The 18,551-nt window shown below is 34.7% G+C and carries 17 protein-coding genes; 9 read left to right on the plus strand and 8 right to left on the minus strand.

The genetic code is table 11. The annotated features are described in order from the left end of the window. Positions 1–253 precede the first annotated feature (253 nt). The 8 genes from ACMW72_RS03150 to dnaA all read right to left on the minus strand — a co-directional run bounded on the left by ACMW72_RS03150 (position 254) and on the right by dnaA (position 10,228). Positions 254–1,363 carry an HD-GYP domain-containing protein gene (locus ACMW72_RS03150; RefSeq protein WP_418367390.1) on the minus strand — a complete coding sequence of 370 codons (1,110 nt, stop codon included), beginning with the start codon at positions 1,361–1,363 and terminating at the stop codon, positions 254–256. Between the two features lie 117 nt (positions 1,364–1,480). After that, positions 1,481–3,931 carry a DNA gyrase subunit A gene (gene gyrA / locus ACMW72_RS03155; RefSeq protein WP_418367391.1) on the minus strand — a complete coding sequence of 817 codons (2,451 nt, stop codon included), beginning with the start codon at positions 3,929–3,931 and terminating at the stop codon, positions 1,481–1,483. Positions 3,932–3,948: 17 nt separating this feature from the next. Continuing rightward, entirely contained in the window at positions 3,949–5,862 is a 1,914-nt protein-coding gene (gene gyrB, locus ACMW72_RS03160) for a DNA topoisomerase (ATP-hydrolyzing) subunit B (protein ID WP_418367392.1), read from the minus strand. A gap of 16 nt (positions 5,863–5,878) precedes the next feature. After that, positions 5,879–6,160 carry an extracellular matrix regulator RemB gene (gene remB / locus ACMW72_RS03165; RefSeq protein WP_418367393.1) on the minus strand — a complete coding sequence of 94 codons (282 nt, stop codon included), beginning with the start codon at positions 6,158–6,160 and terminating at the stop codon, positions 5,879–5,881. A 10-nt stretch (positions 6,161–6,170) separates the two neighbouring features. Beyond that, a complete protein-coding gene (recF, locus tag ACMW72_RS03170; protein WP_418367394.1) occupies positions 6,171–7,289 on the minus strand; it encodes a DNA replication/repair protein RecF in 1,119 nt (372 codons plus the stop codon). Between the two features lie 14 nt (positions 7,290–7,303). Next, positions 7,304–7,522: a S4 domain-containing protein YaaA gene (gene yaaA / locus ACMW72_RS03175; RefSeq protein ID WP_418367395.1), complete on the minus strand. Its 219-nt coding sequence runs from the start codon at positions 7,520–7,522 to the stop codon at positions 7,304–7,306. Between the two features lie 20 nt (positions 7,523–7,542). Further along, positions 7,543–8,682, minus strand: a complete 1,140-nt coding sequence (gene dnaN, locus ACMW72_RS03180) for a DNA polymerase III subunit beta (protein ID WP_418367396.1) — start codon at positions 8,680–8,682, stop codon at positions 7,543–7,545. Between the two features lie 187 nt (positions 8,683–8,869). Next, entirely contained in the window at positions 8,870–10,228 is a 1,359-nt protein-coding gene (dnaA, locus tag ACMW72_RS03185) for a chromosomal replication initiator protein DnaA (protein ID WP_418367397.1), read from the minus strand. A gap of 537 nt (positions 10,229–10,765) precedes the next feature. Here dnaA and rpmH point away from each other — a divergent pair. The 9 genes from rpmH to noc all read left to right on the plus strand — a co-directional run bounded on the left by rpmH (position 10,766) and on the right by noc (position 18,491). Further along, positions 10,766–10,900, plus strand: a complete 135-nt coding sequence (rpmH, locus tag ACMW72_RS03190) for a 50S ribosomal protein L34 (RefSeq protein ID WP_418367398.1) — start codon at positions 10,766–10,768, stop codon at positions 10,898–10,900. Positions 10,901–11,056: 156 nt separating this feature from the next. Then, on the plus strand, positions 11,057–11,407 hold the full coding sequence (gene rnpA / locus ACMW72_RS03195) for a ribonuclease P protein component (RefSeq protein WP_418367399.1): 351 nt from the start codon (positions 11,057–11,059) through the stop codon (positions 11,405–11,407). A 14-nt stretch (positions 11,408–11,421) separates the two neighbouring features. Next, positions 11,422–11,637 carry a membrane protein insertion efficiency factor YidD gene (gene yidD, locus ACMW72_RS03200; RefSeq protein WP_418367400.1) on the plus strand — a complete coding sequence of 72 codons (216 nt, stop codon included), beginning with the start codon at positions 11,422–11,424 and terminating at the stop codon, positions 11,635–11,637. Between the two features lie 27 nt (positions 11,638–11,664). Further along, positions 11,665–12,390, plus strand: a complete 726-nt coding sequence (gene yidC / locus ACMW72_RS03205) for a membrane protein insertase YidC (protein WP_418367401.1) — start codon at positions 11,665–11,667, stop codon at positions 12,388–12,390. Positions 12,391–12,412: 22 nt separating this feature from the next. Continuing rightward, positions 12,413–13,126, plus strand: a complete 714-nt coding sequence (jag, locus tag ACMW72_RS03210) for an RNA-binding cell elongation regulator Jag/EloR (protein ID WP_418367402.1) — start codon at positions 12,413–12,415, stop codon at positions 13,124–13,126. A gap of 229 nt (positions 13,127–13,355) precedes the next feature. After that, complete coding sequence (gene mnmE, locus ACMW72_RS03215; RefSeq protein ID WP_418367403.1) at positions 13,356–14,729, plus strand: tRNA uridine-5-carboxymethylaminomethyl(34) synthesis GTPase MnmE; 1,374 nt, start codon at positions 13,356–13,358, stop codon at positions 14,727–14,729. Between the two features lie 15 nt (positions 14,730–14,744). After that, complete coding sequence (gene mnmG, locus ACMW72_RS03220) at positions 14,745–16,631, plus strand: tRNA uridine-5-carboxymethylaminomethyl(34) synthesis enzyme MnmG (protein ID WP_418367404.1); 1,887 nt, start codon at positions 14,745–14,747, stop codon at positions 16,629–16,631. Between the two features lies 1 nt (position 16,632). Continuing rightward, positions 16,633–17,340, plus strand: coding sequence for a 16S rRNA (guanine(527)-N(7))-methyltransferase RsmG (rsmG, locus tag ACMW72_RS03225; protein WP_418367405.1), 708 nt, complete (start codon positions 16,633–16,635; stop codon positions 17,338–17,340). 314 nt (positions 17,341–17,654) lie between these two features. Next, positions 17,655–18,491: a nucleoid occlusion protein gene (gene noc, locus ACMW72_RS03230; RefSeq protein WP_418367406.1), complete on the plus strand. Its 837-nt coding sequence runs from the start codon at positions 17,655–17,657 to the stop codon at positions 18,489–18,491. Positions 18,492–18,551 lie beyond the last annotated feature (60 nt).

The following is an 18,551-nucleotide window of genomic DNA, read 5'->3' on the forward strand; positions in this document are numbered from 1 at the left end:
TCCTTCGTGAATTGAAGGGTTCGCTAAGCAGACACTGTTCAGTTTTCAAAGAACAAATTTCGTGACGACAGCAAGAAACATTCTATAACATTTTATTATCCCTTGTCAATAACTTTTTATTCCTTATTTTTATCTTGCCGTTTCATCCGATGATCTCGCAACGAAACGACATCTAATACACTATCATACCCTTTGATATTATGTCAATAAGATTTTTCTGGAGCTTTTTTGGTTTGCAATTAACTTAATGAAGTTACACAATTATTTCTTTAACAAATAAGTTCGTTTCTGTTTCTAAGTTAATTATCTGGTCATTTACTTGAATCAAAGGACGCGTAGGATGATTCGCACTTATAAATAGAATGGTTCCTTCTAAACCGTTGTTTAATATTACTCGTTTTCCAATCGTAATTTGCGATAACATCCTTACAAATGTTTGCACAATTTTAGGGTCTAACTTTCCAAAACTATCTTCCAGTAATTGTTCCAATACACTAAAGATAGGAATCCTTTCCCTATAACTTCTCTTTGAAATCATTGCATGAAACACATCTGCAATTGCAATAATTTTACTGTAGGTATGAATTTGTTCTTGTTTTAATTGAAGGGGATAACCTGACCCATCATTTCTTTCGTGATGCTGTAATACAGCAAGAATCGCTCCTTCGTTTAATCCTTTTATACCCTTTAACATTTGATAACCGTATACTGTGTGTTTTTTTACCTCTTCTCGCTCGTAATAATCAAGACTCGTTTTTTTATCAAGAATTTGATTTGGTATCCGACTCATTCCTATATCATGAAGAACACCAGCTAAAGCAAGTTGCGTCCATTTGCTTTGATCCATGCCTAACCAATTTGCTATAGAGTAAGATAACATACCAACAGATAATGCATGGACAATCTCGTATTTATTTAAATTTTCAAAGCGATGTAAAGTTAGTAATACTTTTGGGTTTTTAATGGTGTAATCTAAAATAGGTTGAATTGAGTTTCTTAACTCAATAAGTGGAATTTGTGGTTTTCCTTGTGCTGATCTTAAAATTTGCGCAACTAAGTAAAATGCACGGTTATAATTTTCTTGAAAAATAAGTTCTTGACTATTACTTTGATTATGAATTTCCTCTTCTTTTTTTGTATTTCTACTTATTTTCATTTTTTCTTTATCTTTTTTCTCATCAATGATTTGAATATGTGTGACTCCAAAAGCAAATAGTATTTCTTGATCTTGTTCTTTTAAAATCGTCCCCTTTTTATATAAAAGACCACCTAATCTGCTATAAACATCTTCTTTTAAAACCATACCTGGATAAATATTTTGGATGGAGATTAAAGTCATAGACATTTCCCCTTTTCTTTTCACTTATCTCCATTCTACAAATATTTCCTTTTTAACGACAAGATCTTAATTTTGTCTCTTTTATGAGATATAAAAAAAAAGAGCACTATTGAAGTGCTCTTTTAAAAACGGATATAATCTTTATTCTTCTTCACTATATTCTTCTTCATCATTAGTGTGTACTCTTGCAACAGTTGCTACAGCGTCATCATCCTGAATTTGAATCAGTTTCACCCCTTGAGTATACCTTCCAATTAAAGAAATTGCTTTCATATTCAGACGGATAACCATTGCACTAGTTGTAACAATCATCAGATCATCATCTTCTGAGACAACTTTCAAACTAACGATATAACCATTTTTTCTTGTTACATTTAAAGTTTTAATCCCTTTTCCTCCCCTTGTTTGTACACGATATTCGGAAGCTGGTGTCCTTTTCCCATAACCTTTTTCTGTAACAATTAAGACATCAAGATCATCACGAATAATATCCATGCCGATAACAAGATCACCTTCTGCTAGTTGAATCCCTTTTACCCCTGTGGCATTTCTGCCCATGACTCGAACATCTTGTTCTGAAAAACGAATCGATTGCCCCATCTTTGTACCTAAGATAATTTCTTGCTTTCCATCCGTTAATTTGACGCCAATAAGTTCATCATCATCTTTTAAATTGATGGCGATAAGCCCACCTTTCCGAATGTTTTCATATTCAGAAAGATGTGTTTTTTTCACGATTCCGTGAGCAGTTGCAAAAAATAAATAATGATTTTTGCTATATTCCCTGATTGAGAAAACAGCATTAATTCTTTCATTGGATTCGATTTGAATTAAGTTGATAATCGGTGTACCTCTTGCCGTACGACTTAATTCTGGGATTTCATATGCTTTTAATCGGTAGACTTTCCCTTTATTGGTAAAAAACATGATATAATTATGAGAACTTGTAATAAAGACATGTTGAACAAAATCATCTTCTTTTGTTCCCATTCCTGTAACACCTTTTCCGCCCCGTCTTTGGCTACGGTAAGTAGAGATGGGAAGCCGTTTAATATACCCTTGATGGGTTAACATGACGACAACTTCTTCTTCAGGAATGAGATCTTCTACATCAATCTCATTCTCTGCATTGGTGATCTTTGTTCTTCTTTCATCGTTATATTTTTCTTTAATCTCTAACAATTCTTCTTTAATAATGGCTAATATTTTTTGTTCATCGGCCAAAATGGCTTTAAATTCCCTAATTTTTACTATTAATTCTTGATATTCATTCTCAATTTTTTCTCGTTCCAACCCTGTTAAGCGCTGTAATCTCATATCTAGGATCGCTTGTGCTTGGGTCTCTGTGAGCTGAAATTTCGTCATTAGACCATTTTTGGCTTCATCCGTTGTTCTTGAAGCGCGAATAAGGGAAATCACTTCATCTAAATGGTCGAGTGCAATCCGTAACCCCTCTAAAATATGGGCTCTTGCTTCTGCTTTCTTTAAGTCGTATTCTGTTCTTCTGCGAATGACAACTTTTTGGTGATCGAGGTAATGGATTAGAATTTGTTTTAAGTTAAGAACTTTAGGTTCCCCATCCACTAGCGCAAGCATATTAATGCCAAAAGAAGTTTGTAAACTGGTTTGTTTATATAAATTGTTTAAAACCACATTGGCATTTACATCTTTCCTTAGCTCGATCACAATGCGCATACCATTGCGGTCAGACTCATCTCTTAAGTCGGTAATTCCTTCAATTTTTTTGTCCCGAACTAATTCAGCAATTTTTTCGATTAATTTTGCTTTATTCACTTGATAAGGGATTTCTTCAACGATAATCCTGCTTTTGCCGTTATTCATTTCTTCAATAAACGCTTTCGCACGAATTGTAATGGAGCCTTTACCTATTTGGTATGCCTTTTTAATGCCTTCTTTGCCTAAAATGATTCCACCCGTTGGGAAATCCGGCCCTTTAATGGCCGTCATTAACTGGTTAACATCCACATCCGGCCTATCAATCAACATAATGATTCCATCGATGACCTCACCTAATTGATGAGGTGGAATATTGGTTGCCATCCCAACGGCTATTCCTGAAGCACCATTGACTAACAAATTGGGAAATCGTGCAGGTAATACGAATGGTTCTTTTTCCGATCCATCATAGTTATCACCAAAATCAATGGTTTCTTTATTGATATCCCGTAATAATTCAGTAGAAATCTTCGACATCCGCGCTTCTGTATAACGCATCGCTGCCGCAGAATCCCCATCAATAGAGCCAAAATTGCCATGACCATCAACTAATACATAACGATATGAGAAATCTTGAGCCATTCGCACCATGGTCTCATAGACAGCTGCATCTCCATGGGGATGATATTTCCCAATTACTTCACCTACGATTCTCGCTGATTTTTTGTGTGGTTTATCTGGTGTCATTCCCAGTTCATTCATCGCATACAAAATTCTACGGTGTACTGGTTTTAAACCATCTCTTACGTCAGGTAATGCTCGGCTTACGATGACACTCATGGCATAATCAATAAACGAGTTTTTCATTTCCTGACTAATATTGACCTCTTTTATTCTTTCATTTGCTTCAAGCATGTTTTACCTCCATCACTTTATATATCCAGATTACGAACGTATTTCGCATATTCTTGGATAAATTCCCTTCGAGGCTCTACTTTATCCCCCATTAATGTTTCGAAAACATAATCCGCATCAGAAGCATCTTGCAAACTAACCTGTAATAAGGTTCTTGTCTTGGGATTCATCGTCGTTTCCCATAATTGGTTGGGATCCATTTCTCCTAAACCTTTGTAACGCTGGATAACTGGTTCTGGACGATCAGGGAGTTCTGTTTTAATTTTTTCTAATTCTCGGTCATTATAAGCATAACGAACGGTTTTTCCTTGTTTGATTTGATAAAGAGGTGGTTGTGCAATATATACATAACCTTTTTCGATTAACTCCCGCATATATCTAAAGAAAAACGTAAGTAACAAAGTACGAATATGGGCTCCGTCTACGTCAGCATCAGTCATGATAATAATTTTATGATATCTCGCTTTAGAAATATCAAAATCATCCCCAATTCCTGTTCCTAAAGCGGTAATCATCGCGCGAATCTCTTCGTTGGCAAAAATTTTGTCTAATCTTGCTTTTTCTACGTTTAAGATCTTCCCCCTTAGTGGCAAAATCGCTTGGAAGGTTCGATCTCTTCCTTGTTTTGCTGAACCCCCTGCCGAATCCCCCTCAACTAAATAAAGTTCACTAATGGAAGCATCTTTACTTGAACAATCGGCTAATTTCCCTGGTAATGAACTAACTTCCAATGCATTTTTCCTTCTTGTTAATTCTCTTGCTTTTCTTGCAGCTTCTCTTGCTCTTGCAGCCAAAAGGGCTTTTTCGATTATTTTTTTAGCGACAGAAGGATTCTCATCTAAAAAAATGGATAATTTATCCCCAAATATGGACTCCGTAATCCCACGAACTTCGCTATTTCCCAACTTTGTTTTGGTTTGTCCTTCAAATTGGGGATTAGGAATCTTTACACTAATCACCGCAGTAAGTCCTTCACGAACATCATCGCCTGATAGATTTGCATCCTGTTCTTTTAAAAGATTATTCTTTCTTGCATAGTCATTTAATACCCTCGTTAACGCACTTTTAAAACCAGACTCGTGCGTTCCCCCTTCATGGGTGTGAATATTATTGGCAAATGATAAGATATTGCTTGAATAGCTATCATTATACTGCATAGAGATTTCTAATTCGATGTTATCTTTGTTTCCTTTTACATAGATTGGCTTTGGATGTAAGACATCTCGATTTTTATTTAAAAACTCAACAAATGAATTAATTCCGCCTTCATAGTAAAAACGGTCCTTTTTTCCCTCTCCTCTTTCATCAATCAGCTCAATCTTAATTCCTCGATTTAAAAAGGCTAATTCCCTTAATCTAGATTTTAACGTTTCATAGTTGAACTCAGTCGACTCTTGAAAGATCTCGGGATCTGGTAAAAAAGTAACTGTCGTTCCTGTCTCATCGGTCTCTCCGATCACCTTTAAATCATATTCAGGAACTCCACGGCGGTATCTTTGCTTATGTATTTTTCCATCTCTTTTTACAATAACTTCTAACCAAGTGGATAAAGCATTGACAACAGATACACCAACACCGTGTAACCCACCCGATACTTTATACCCTTCTCCGCCAAACTTACCGCCAGCATGTAATACCGTCAAAGCAACTTCAACAGCTGGACGGCCCATTTTCGGGTGAATATCGACGGGAATGCCTCGACCATTATCACTAACCGTTACACTATTGTCTTTATGAACGGTAACGACAATATGATCACAATAACCCGCTAAGGCTTCGTCGATACTATTATCCACAACTTCCCACACCAAATGGTGTAATCCCCGTTCAGATGTGGATCCAATATACATGCCTGGTCTTTTACGAACTGCCTCTAGCCCTTCTAACACTTGAATCTGACTTGCATCATAATTATTGGAAACTGTCGCCATATATACCCCTTCCATCTTAATCACGAGTTTTATTATGCATAAGATCATTCTCTAAATGAAAAGCATTGGCTCTTTTTTTTAAGGTTAAAGAAGAAATAGGTGAAAAATAAATATGATTTGTTGTAATGACGATGGATTTCACATCCGTGTTTGAAATTCGTATGACAGGATGTGTTTGTTCCATTTGCTGTACATAGGATTTTCCTTTTTTTGATATTTGCTCTTGGTTACTAACATCAATAATCGCCACAACTTCTTTTGCTAAAACAACAAAATCTCCACCAATATGGATAAACACGATGTACACCTCAATCCTTTTTCGTTACCTTTCCTTGAGAAACGGAAAACATAGATGATTGATCTAAACGCTTGAAATCAATTCCTTCTGTTGTTGTTGTCGTAATCATGGTTTGTACTTTATTTTCAATGGTTTTGATTAAATGAGTTTGCCTTTTTTTATCTAACTCTGATAAAACATCATCGAGTAAAAGAATGGGATATTCTCCTACTTCTTCATGGATAAGTTCAATCTCTGCTAATTTTAAAGATAATGCCGTTGTTCTTTGCTGCCCTTGGGATCCATAAGATCTTACATCAATTTGATTGATATAAAAATCTAAATCATCTCGATGGGGACCGATCAAACTTGTACCTCGATCTAATTCATGTTTTATGTTTTTCTTGATCTGATCTTCAAACTTTCGCCTTATATCAGAATCCGTTTTTATCTCTTCTATTGGGATTGAACTTTTATATTGAATGGTTAAACTTTCCGTTCCTTCTGTTATTCCATCATGTACTTCTTGTGCCCTTTTTTCTAATTTTTTTAGAAATTCAAGTCGTTTAGCGATCACTTTTGTTCCATGTTCTACCATTTGTATGTTCCAAATTTCTAACATTTCTAATTTATTCTTCTTATCTTTTGTAAAATCCTTTAATAAATTATTTCTTTGTTGAATCACTTTTAGGTATTGGGAAAGATGATAGAGATAAGACGGGTGAATTTGTCCAATTTCCATATCAAGAAATTTACGGCGATATTGAGGACTGCCTTTTACTAAGGTTAAGTCCTCTGGAGCAAAAAGAATCACATTGAACGCTCCAACATAATCGCTTAATTTTTTTTGTTCTAAAGCATTAATTTTTGCTTTTTTTCCTTTTGTCGTAATTTGAATTTCTAAGTTTACATCTCCAAGTGAACGCTTTACATTACCTTTAATAACAGAAAAAGATTGGCCCCATTGGACCAACTCTCTTTCTTTTGACGTACGATGTGATTTTGCGAAAGCTAAAAGATAGATGGCTTCAATAATATTTGTTTTTCCCTGTGCATTATTCCCCTGAAAAATATTAATTCGCTGGTCAAAGTCTAAGTCTAGTTCATGATAATTCCGATAATTTTTTAGCTGGAGATGAGTAAGGAACATATCTTCTCTCCTGTTTATTGATTTCCGATAATTTGATATTCCCCATAATTTTGAATGCGAATGCGGTCATTTGGATACAATTTTCTACCTCGCCTGTTTTCCTTTTCTCCATTTACCCATACATCATTTTCTTGCAAAAAATGCTTCGCTTGTCCACCTGTATCAATGATCTTCTTTAACTTCAATAATTGGCCTAATGTGATAAATTCAGTATGAATGTTAACAAATTCCATCTTTCGATCTCCTTTGGTCATCAATAGGTACGAACAGGCAAGATTAAATGTAAGGCCCAATCGTGATCTAATGGCTTAATTACAAATGGACTTAACGCACCAGTAAAGTTAATACGGATTTCCTGACTATCGATCGCCTTTAACGCTTCTAATACATACTTTGCATTAAATGAGATCTTTATCTGATCTCCAGCAATTTCTTGTGCTTGAATTTGTTCGATTACATTACCTATTTCTGGAGAATTGGATGAGAGTTCAACCATCAAATTCTCTTGCGTAGTCAGTTTTACAATATTATTCTTTCCATCTTTTGCAATTAATAACGCTCTTTCTATAGCATCAGCAAATTCTTGTTTTGAAAGAATAAGATTCGTCTTGAATTTATCAGGAATAATTCTTGAAGTATCAGGATAAGTCCCATCTAATAATCGAGAATAGAATAACAAATGTTTCATTTTTACTAGAATTTGATTTTCTGTAACAACAATCTGAACGAGTCTGGGTTCATCTTCTAAAATTTTGCTTAGTTCATTTAGAGATTTTCCTGGTACGACAATATTATGAAATGTTGAATCATTAAGAGTTTCAACCATTGCTGATCTTGTTGCTAAACGATGGGAGTCAGTTGCTATAAATTTTAAAATATGATTTTCTAGTTCCCAGAGTACACCTGTTAAAATCGGCCTACTCTCTAAAGTATGAACAGCAAACAATGTTTGGCGAATCATCGATTTTAATAAATCACTTTGAATGGTAAATACTTGTTCTTCCTCAATTTGAGGCAAATTTGGAAATTCCTCAGCATCATATCCATTTAAACGAAATTCTGTTCGTTCTGAACGAATGACAACCGATAGTTGATCGATTTGTTTAAATTCAATTTCATCCCCTGGTAGTTTTTTGACAATTTCTACAATATATCTGGCCGGTAAAATTAGTTTTCCTTCCTGATAGATTTTCACATACTCTTGTTCTTCATCTATTTTGGGAATAAAGATTTGAATCGAAATGTCCGAGTCACTGCCAATAAGAGTTAAACCTTTTTCTGTAACTTCAAATTTAATCCCTGTTAAAATTGGGATCGTTGTTTTTAATGAAACAGCTTTACTAACATGTTGGATTCCATTAATGAGTTGAGATTTATCGATAATAAAATGCATATGAACCTCCAAAATGGTAATATTTTGTTCCATTGATACATATAATATATATTTTTAAGTTAAAAAATCGTAATAATAATAAGGGTTGTGAACATGTGAATAAGTTACAAAAGAATAAGGGTCGTCTATTTATTCACATGTTGATAACGTGTGGATATGCATTTTATGTTATTCACAATAACCATAATCAATGAAGGTTTTTAATTTTTTCTTTTAATATTTTAATCGCTTGTTGTAACTCAACATCAGTTTTTAATTCGCTCACAATTTTTTCATAAGCATGAATAACTGTAGAATGATCTCTACCACCAAAATCTTCACCAATTTTTGGGAGTGAAAGATCGGTTAATTCTCGCGAAAGATACATCGCTACTTGTCTTGGAAAAGCTACGGCTCTTGTTCTTTTCTTCGCTTTTAAATCTTCTAGTTTGATACCGTAATACTCCGCCACTGCTTTTTGAATGCTATAAATCGTGATTTCTTTTGGTTTTGATGAAGGAATAATATCTTTTAAGGCTTCAGCCGCCAATTCGACACTCATGTCTTTATTGATTAAAGAGGAATAAGCAACAACGCGAATTAATGCTCCCTCTAACTCGCGAATATTTGTATCGATTTGATTGGCGATATAAATCATCACTTCATTGGGGATATCCAAGTTTTCTGCTTTTGCTTTTTTTCTTAAAATGGCAATCCGCGTTTCTAAATCAGGGGGTTGTATATCTGTGATGAGTCCCCATTCAAAACGGGAGCGCAATCGGTCTTCTAATGTAGGAATTTCTTTTGGTGGGCGATCACTAGAAATAATGATCTGTTTACTTGCTTCGTGCAAAGCATTAAAAGTATGGAAAAATTCTTCTTGTGTTTGTTCTTTTCCAGCTAAAAACTGAATATCGTCAATTAAGAGAACATCAATATTTCGATATTTATTGCGAAATTCAACGGTTTTATTATCACGAATGGCATTAATAAATTCATTTGTAAATTTTTCAGAAGTGATATACAAAACTTTTGCGTTTTCATTGTGCTGGATGACATAATGGCCAATTGCATGCATCAAATGAGTTTTACCAAGTCCCACACCACCATAAATAAATAAAGGATTGTAGGCTTTAGCGGGAGCTTCAGCTACTGCGAGGGATGCTGCATGGGCAAAGCGATTCCCTGCTCCGATGACAAAAGTATCAAATACATATTTTGGATTTAAAATCGATTTATATTGTGTATCCTCATCTTCAGTAGGAGTAATGATCTTTTTTTTCGGAGTTTGGTCAGGGATGTAATCCATTTCATTGGTAGATGGTGGGATCGTAAATTTAATTTCGAAATGTTCCCCAGTAACTTCGTATAAGGTTTCTTGAATTAAGGTGGAGTAACGGGACTCTAACCAATCTCTAGCAAACTCATTTGGTGCGATAATTGTTAGTTGATCATTTACGAGAGATGAAATTTGCGTTGATTGTAGCCAAGTTTCAAAACTTGGTTTACTTATTTTTCCTTCAATAATCGATAAAGTTTTTTTCCATAAAGTTTGTAATTGTTCCACGTTAAACTCTCCCATACCGTTTTTCCACAGAAATAAGTTGATAGTGTGGATAAAGAATTGTTGATTCTTGGGGAAATGATCGAAATTTGATAAAATTAAAAGCGCATTTTGTGAATAAAAAATCCACAACCATGGATAATTGTCCACATAATTATCCACAGGCTGTGAATATTTTCTTTCATGACAAGAGTTATCCACCGATTTAATCAAAAACATAATATCAAATTGATTCAATAATATCAATGCTTTTCTTAAATTATCCACAATAACTACAAATTGTGTGCAATGATTATCAACAGTACTATATTTTGTGGATAATCTGTGAGAAATTTGTCGAAAACAGGTGGATTTTCATCATGAAGTTATCAACAAAAAATGATATGGTAGATTTTTGATTTTTTGATCGTTGTAGATATTTTATGAAATGAGAGGTGATTCATCACCGTTTCTTGACAAAAGGCTTTTTCCTTTAATATAATGTGAAAGAATTTCTTTACACTATGAATGATGGATCCTCAAGGGGAGGTGTAATGATACATGAAACCAACTTATCAACCAAATGTGCGTAAAAGAAAGAAAGATCATGGTTTCCGTAAGAGAATGAGTACAAAAAATGGTCGTAAAGTATTAAAGAGACGTCGTGCAAAAGGGAGAAAAGTATTATCTGCATAGGTCACATTTGGGTGGCCTTTTTTCTATATTATTTGAAAAACTTATTAAACTCATTGTTGTAATGTGTTAAAATGAGTTTATTCTAGATCATATTTAGCTATACTTTTACTTAGAAAATGTTTTGTTAACGCATTCAGAGAACGTGGAGGCAAGGTCTTGCAAAAAGAATTTCGACTTAGGAAAAGGGAAGATTTCAAAAAAGTTTATCAATATGGTCATTCCATAGCAAATCGTTCTTTGGTATTGTATGAATTGGATAATAATGAAACAGAATGTCATCGTTTTGGTATTTCTGTTAGTAAAAAATTAGGAAAAGCGGTTGTTCGAAATCGAGTGAAACGTCTTATAAAGGAAGCGATTCGTTCAATTATCAGTAAAAATGAGATTAAAAAACATAAAGATTTTATTATCATCGCACGAAAGCCAATCATAGAGATGGAATATGAGCAAATTGAAAAAAGTGTAGAACATCTTTTCAGAAAAATGAATTTATTTGTTAAGAAGTAAGGTGAAACCGTTTGATGAAAAGGTTCTTATTATCGTTGATTCGTTTCTATCAAAAGTTTATTTCACCAATCAAACCACCAACTTGTCGTTTTTATCCTACTTGTTCCCATTATGCCTTTGAAGCAATTGAAATTCATGGTCCAATTAAAGGTGGATGGTTATCAGTAAAACGGATATCTAAATGTCATCCATTCCATCCAGGAGGATATGATCCTGTTCCGAAAAAATAGCGATTATCTTTAGAGGGGGAATTTTGTTTGCGGAAACGCTCATTTGTTTTTTTCCTATTAATAGGATTCATGTTGATTACTAGCGGGTGTTCTACAAGAGGTGTACCTGATCCGAATAATGGAATTTGGGATCGATATTTTGTTTATCCATTATCTGAAACATTAGATTTTTTTGCAAAGCTTCTCTTTAACAATTATGGTTTGTCGATTATTGTCGTTACGATTATTATTCGCTTCTTAGTTTTACCCCTAATGATTACCCAGATTAAAAGTCAAAAGAAAATGCAGGAGTTGCAGCCAGAAATTGCAAAAATAAGAGAAAAATATAAGAACAATCCACAAAAGATGCAAGAAGAAACAATGAAGCTTTTCCAAAAACATAATGTAAATCCTTTATCCGGTTGTCTACCGATTCTCATTCAAATGCCTATTTTAGTTGCATTTTATCATGCGATTATGAGGAATCCGGACATCGCAAAACACGGTTTTCTCTGGTTACAATTAGGGGAGAAAGATCCATATTTTATACTGCCGATTTTAGCAGCTGTATTAACATATATTCAGACTGTGATGATGAACACGAATGTTGCGACAACTCCGCAAGCGGCTCAGCAACAAAAAATTATGTCGATTATGATGCCTTTAATGATTCTATTTATCGGTACCACATTACCATCAGCATTAGCTCTTTATTGGGTGGTAGGGAATATTTTTACGATTTTACAAACCAAATTAATTACATATAAGAAATAGGCTTAATGGGGGTTTTTAAAAAATGAAAAAAGTCATTGCTACGGGAAAGACTGTGGAAGAAGCAATAAACTCAGCCCTCAGACAACTTAACACCACAGAAGACAAAGTAAATGTAAAGGTACTTGAACAACCAGGAAAACGATTATTTGGTTTAATGGGACGAAAAGATGCGGTTGTGGAAGTTACATTGCTTTCCGAATCAGAACCCTCAATATTAGAAACAAAGGCTCGAGATTTCTTGGAAGAAAAATTTACTAAACCTGACAGAAAACAAATATTTTCAGAGGATCCGATTCTAGAAGCGAAAGAATTTTTATATGATGTTTTTCAAGCGATGAACTTAAGTGTTGAAATTGAAGTTTCTGAAGAAGATGAACAAGTTATTTTGAATTTGCTTGGAAATGATTTAGGCATTTTAATTGGCAGAAGAGGCCAAACCCTAGATGCATTACAATATTTAACAAATATTGTTGCTAATCGACATGTAAAAGAAAATCGAATAAGAATTGTTTTAGATGCAGAAAATTATCGTGCTAGAAGAAAAGCAACGCTCGAAGCATTGGCGATGAAACTCGCTGATAAAGTAGTTCGTACGGGAAGAGATGTTGTTCTTGAACCAATGAGTCCTCATGAAAGAAAAATTATTCATACAAAATTACAAAATCATCCGAAAGTTCGAACGATCAGCCAAGGAGAAGAACCAAATCGAAAAGTGACGATTACTAGGAAATATTAAATAGGTTACATTTTGGGGGAGCAAAAGCTCCCTTTTCTTTTTAAAAAACATGAAACACTTGTATGTTCTAATGCTGCTTTTAACCTTACGGCTTTAAACCTATTTTAAATTTATCAACATGGGGATAAATATTAATAATAACTTTTGTTATTTTGTTTTTGAATGAAAAATATGTTATCCTTTTCTTTTAAGAGAAATTATTGCGTTAAATATTTTGAGGTGAAAACCAATGGAGTTTGATACAATTGCTGCAATTTCCACACCATTAGGAGAAGGTGGGATTGCCATTATTCGCGTAAGTGGGGATAAAGCGATTGAAGCTGTAGATTCCATTTTTCGCGGGAAGAAAAAGTTATCTACTGTGGATAGTCATACCATTCATTATGGGCGTATTGTGGATAAAAATGGAGAAACCATTGATGAAGTTTTAGTTACAGTGATGAGAGCCCCAAAAACGTTTACACGGGAAGATGTAGTAGAAGTAAATTGCCATGGAGGAGTCATTGCTGTTAAAAAGGTTTTAGATCTAATTTTAGAACAAGGTGTTCGTTTAGCTGAACCTGGCGAATTTACAAAAAGGGCTTTTTTAAATGGGCGTATTGATTTATCACAAGCAGAGGCAATCATCGATCTGATTCGATCGAAAACCGATCGGGCAATGGCTTTAGCGATGAAACAAGTAGAAGGTAAGTTGTCTGTGAAAATTAAAGGGATTCGCCAGAATTTATTAGAGGTTTTGGCCCATATTGAGGTGACGATTGATTATCCTGACTATGATGTTGAAGATGTAACCCATGAATTATTGCTAGAAAAGACAACTCAAAGTAAAAAAGAGATTGAACAATTACTTGAACATGCATCGCAAGGGAAAATTCTTCGTGAAGGTTTGAAAACAGCGATTATCGGTAGACCCAATGTAGGAAAGTCCTCATTATTAAATGCGTTAATTAGAGAAAATCGGGCGATTGTTACAGACATACCTGGAACGACAAGAGACATAATCGAGGAATATGTAAATATTGGAGGGATTCCCCTTAAATTAATCGATACAGCTGGAATTCGGGAAACAGAGGATATCGTTGAAAAAATAGGTGTAGAACGGTCAAAAATGGCATTAGAAGAAGCAGATGTTGTTTTATTTGTATTAAATTATAATGAACCATTATCAGAAGAAGATCGGCGCTTAATTGAAATGGTTAGGAATTCCAATGTAATGATTATCATCAACAAGACCGATTTAGAGCAAAAATTAAATATCGAAGAGGTAAAAGGTTACTTTCCTCATTCGCCAATCATTTTTACATCAGCAAAAGAGGAAGAAGGAATTGATGATTTAGAGAAAACGATCATCAATTTATTTTTTGAGGGGAAAATTGAAGCTGATGATTTGACTTATGTTTCTAATTCTCGACATATTTCCTTATTAAAAAAGGCAAAGAAAAGTTTAGAAGATGCGATTCAATCGATTGAACAATGGTTACCTGTCGATATGGTTGCGATTGATATAAAAAATGCTTGGGATCAACTTGGAGAAATTATTGGTGATTCTGTTTCCGAGGACTTAGTCAATCAAATCTTCTCTCAATTTTGTGTTGGTAAGTGAAATGGAGGTAAAAAGATGGGATATCATGCTGGTGATTATGGTTGTATTGTTGTAGGCGCCGGACATGCAGGAGTAGAAGCTGCTCTAGCAGCTGCGCGAATGGGTGTAAAGACTCTGTTATTAACGATTAGCCTAGATACGATTGCTTTTATGCCTTGTAATCCATCGATTGGTGGCCCGGCCAAAGGTCATGTCGTTCGGGAAATCGATGCCTTAGGTGGTGAAATGGGGAGAAATATTGATAAAACATATATCCAAATGAGGATGTTAAACACAGGAAAAGGTCCTGCTGTACATGCATTACGAGCTCAAGCGGATAAACAAGCCTACCAACGGGAAATGAAAAAGACATTAGAAAATACACCAAATCTAACGTTAAAACAAGCAATGGTGGATCGGTTAATCGTAGAAAATGATACGGTAAAAGGAGTCATCACCCATACAGGTGCAGAATATTATAGTGAGACGGTTGTCTTAACGACAGGTACTTATTTAAGAGGAAGAATTATTATTGGCGATCTCATTTATGAAAGTGGCCCTAACAATCAAAAACCATCGATTAAATTATCGGAAAACCTTCGGGAACTTGGCTTTGAACTTGTACGCTTTAAAACAGGTACTCCACCAAGAGTGCATCAAGATACGATTGATTTTTCAAAAATGGAAATCCAGCCAGGAGATGATGTTCCTCGCGCTTTTTCATTCGATACAACAATGTATCGAAAAGAACAAATTCCCTGTTGGTTAACCTATACCAACTTCCGTACCCATTCTATTATTTCGAACAACTTACATCGTGCACCCATGTTTTCTGGTGTGATTGAAGGAACGGGTCCCCGTTATTGCCCGTCGATCGAAGATAAGGTCGTTCGTTTTTATGATAAACCTCGCCATCAAATTTTCTTAGAACCTGAAGGGGAACATACGAAAGAAATGTATGTTCAAGGCTTTTCCACAAGTCTTCCCGAAGAGGTTCAAATTGAAATGTTAAGAACTTTACCTGGTTTAGAAAAAGCCGAAATCATGCGACCTGGTTATGCGATTGAATATGATGTGATCGTTCCAACTCAATTAAAGCCAACACTAGAAACGAAGAAAATTAAAAATCTGTTTACCGCTGGACAATTGAATGGAACATCAGGGTATGAAGAAGCTGCTGGACAAGGGTTAATGGCTGGGATCAATGCCGCATTAAAAGTTTTAGGAAAAGAACCATTAATCTTAGATCGTTCCCAAGCATATATTGGTGTGTTAATTGATGATTTAGTAACAAAGGGTACCAATGAACCTTATCGATTACTTACTTCACGAGCAGAGTACCGTTTATTATTACGTCATGACAATGCAGATTTACGTTTACGGGAAATTGGCTATCGGATTGGATTGATTGATGAAGAAAGGTATCAGCGTTTTCTAGAGAAGAAAAGGAATATCGAGGCAGAAATTGCTCGTTTAAAACAAGAAAAAGTAAGACCCACACCTGAAGTACAGCAAATCTTGCGTGAAATAGGGACAGCTGAATTAAATAATGCGGTCGATTTAGCTACATTATTACGTAGACCAGAGATCAACTATTCGGTAATTGAAAGAATTGCACCTAGTCCCGAGGAATTACCTCTGGAAGTAAAAGAACAAGTAGAAATCCAAGTGAAGTATGCTGGATATATTGAGAAGCAACTGCAACAAGTAGAGAAAATGAAAAAAGTAGAAGCAAAGAAAATTCCAGAATGGGTTGATTATAATAAAATTAGTGGACTTTCCTCGGAGGCAAGGGAAAAATTAAATAAAATTCAACCTTTAAACATTGGCCAAGCTTCACGGATATCAGGAGTAAGTCCTGCTGATATATCCATACTTTTGATTTACATTGAACAAGGAAAAAAAGAGATGGAGACAAAGTAGAATGGAAGAATTAAGAAAGTTGCTAGAACCTTATCAGATCGAGTGTTCTGATTTCCAAATACGTCAGTTTGAAACCTTTTATCAATTATTATTAGAATGGAATCAGAAAATAAATTTAACAGCAATTACAGAAAAAAAAGAAGTCATCATTAAACATTTTTTCGATTCAATTACACCGGCATTCTACTACCCGTTTTCTGACCAGACGATCATTGATATTGGTGCAGGTGCTGGCTTTCCAAGTATTCCTTTAAAAATCTGTTTCCCCCTATTAAAAGTAACGTTACTCGATTCATTGAACAAAAGAATTAACTTTTTAAAAATAGTTGGTAACCAGTTAGATTTTACTGATTTTGCTTGTATTCATGGGAGAGCGGAAGAATTTGGTCAAAAAAAAGAATACAGAGAAACTTTTGATATTGGGATTGCAAGGGCAGTAGCTAGGTTAAATGTTTTGGTTGAGCTCACTCTCCCATTTGTAAAGAAAAATGGAATGATGATAGCAATGAAAGGATCCAATGCAAAAGAAGAAATCGTTGAAGCAAAAAAATCAATAGAAATCTTAGGGGGAGAGTTAATGGAAACGAAGGAACTGAATCTACCTTATCAATTTGGGGAGCGAACAATCATTTTCATCAAAAAAACAAAAAATTCACCAAAAAAATATCCACGAAAACCTGGAACACCCAATCGACAACCGATTATATAATCAATGTTTCACGTGAAACAATAACTATGGCTGATAGATTGGCTATCAATTTATTAGCCATTTTCTTTTCTTAAGTTTTGGATAGCTACTTTTTAAATAATATCAGGATCTTGGGTTTGTATATTCCATAAACAGCGACTTTTGAATACACAAACCTATTTTTACTCTATTCTCAATTCCCATTGAATCGTATAAAATAATAAAGTCACTTTAAATCATTCAATTATTTTGTCTTTTAATAGAAGGATTTTAAAAATAAGAAGAGAATACATAAAGTTGAGAAAGTATTAGGGTATTAGGTAGGTGTGGTCCCAATGAAAGACCATTTATCGCGTTTTTTTGGGTTGGCTGAGAGAAGTCAAAATTCGCAAACAGAAGAAGTAAAATATATTTCAGTAGACAAAATTGTCCCTAGTCCATACCAGCCTCGAACGGTGTTTGACGATGATAAATTAGATGAATTATGTCAAACGATCAAAACACATGGAATTATTCAACCGATTGTGGTTCGCTTCCGGAATGAAAAATACGAAATTATTGCAGGGGAACGGCGATTAAGAGCAGTACAAAAATTAGGGTGGGATAAAATCCCTGCTATTATTAAGGAGTATAATGATGGACAGGCTGCTTCTATCGCACTGATCGAAAACTTACAAAGAGAAGGATTAACTGCGATCGAGGAAGCGATGGCGTATAAAAAATTAATTGAAATCCATGGGTTAACTCAGGAAAGTCTGGCACAAAGATTAGGAAAAAGTCAATCGACAATAGCGAACAAATTACGTTTATTAAATTTACCACCTACGGTTCAAGAGGCATTAATGTCAAGGAAGATTACAGAAAGACATGCTAGGGCATTATTGTCTCTTCATGATGTTGAATCTCAAGAAAAAATTTTAGCAGAAATTGTTGAAAAAGAATTAAATGTAAAACAAACGGAAAACCGAGTCAATCAAATTTTAGAGAAAGTTACAAATAAGCAAAAGCCTAAACCAAAGCGGGTTGCTTTATCTAGAGACGTTCGTTTAGCGATGAATACTATTCGTCAATCGGTCGATATGGTATTAAAAAACGGATTATCGATCGAGGCCGATGAAAAAGAATACGAAAACTACTATGAGTTTATTATTAAAATACCTAAAAATAAATAAGAAACAGAATTAAAGATTAATCATCACCATCAAGAGAAAGCTTCAATTTGAAGCTTTTCT

Source organism: Tepidibacillus sp. LV47 (assembly GCF_048381575.1).
GTDB lineage: Bacteria > Bacillota > Bacilli > Tepidibacillales > Tepidibacillaceae > Tepidibacillus.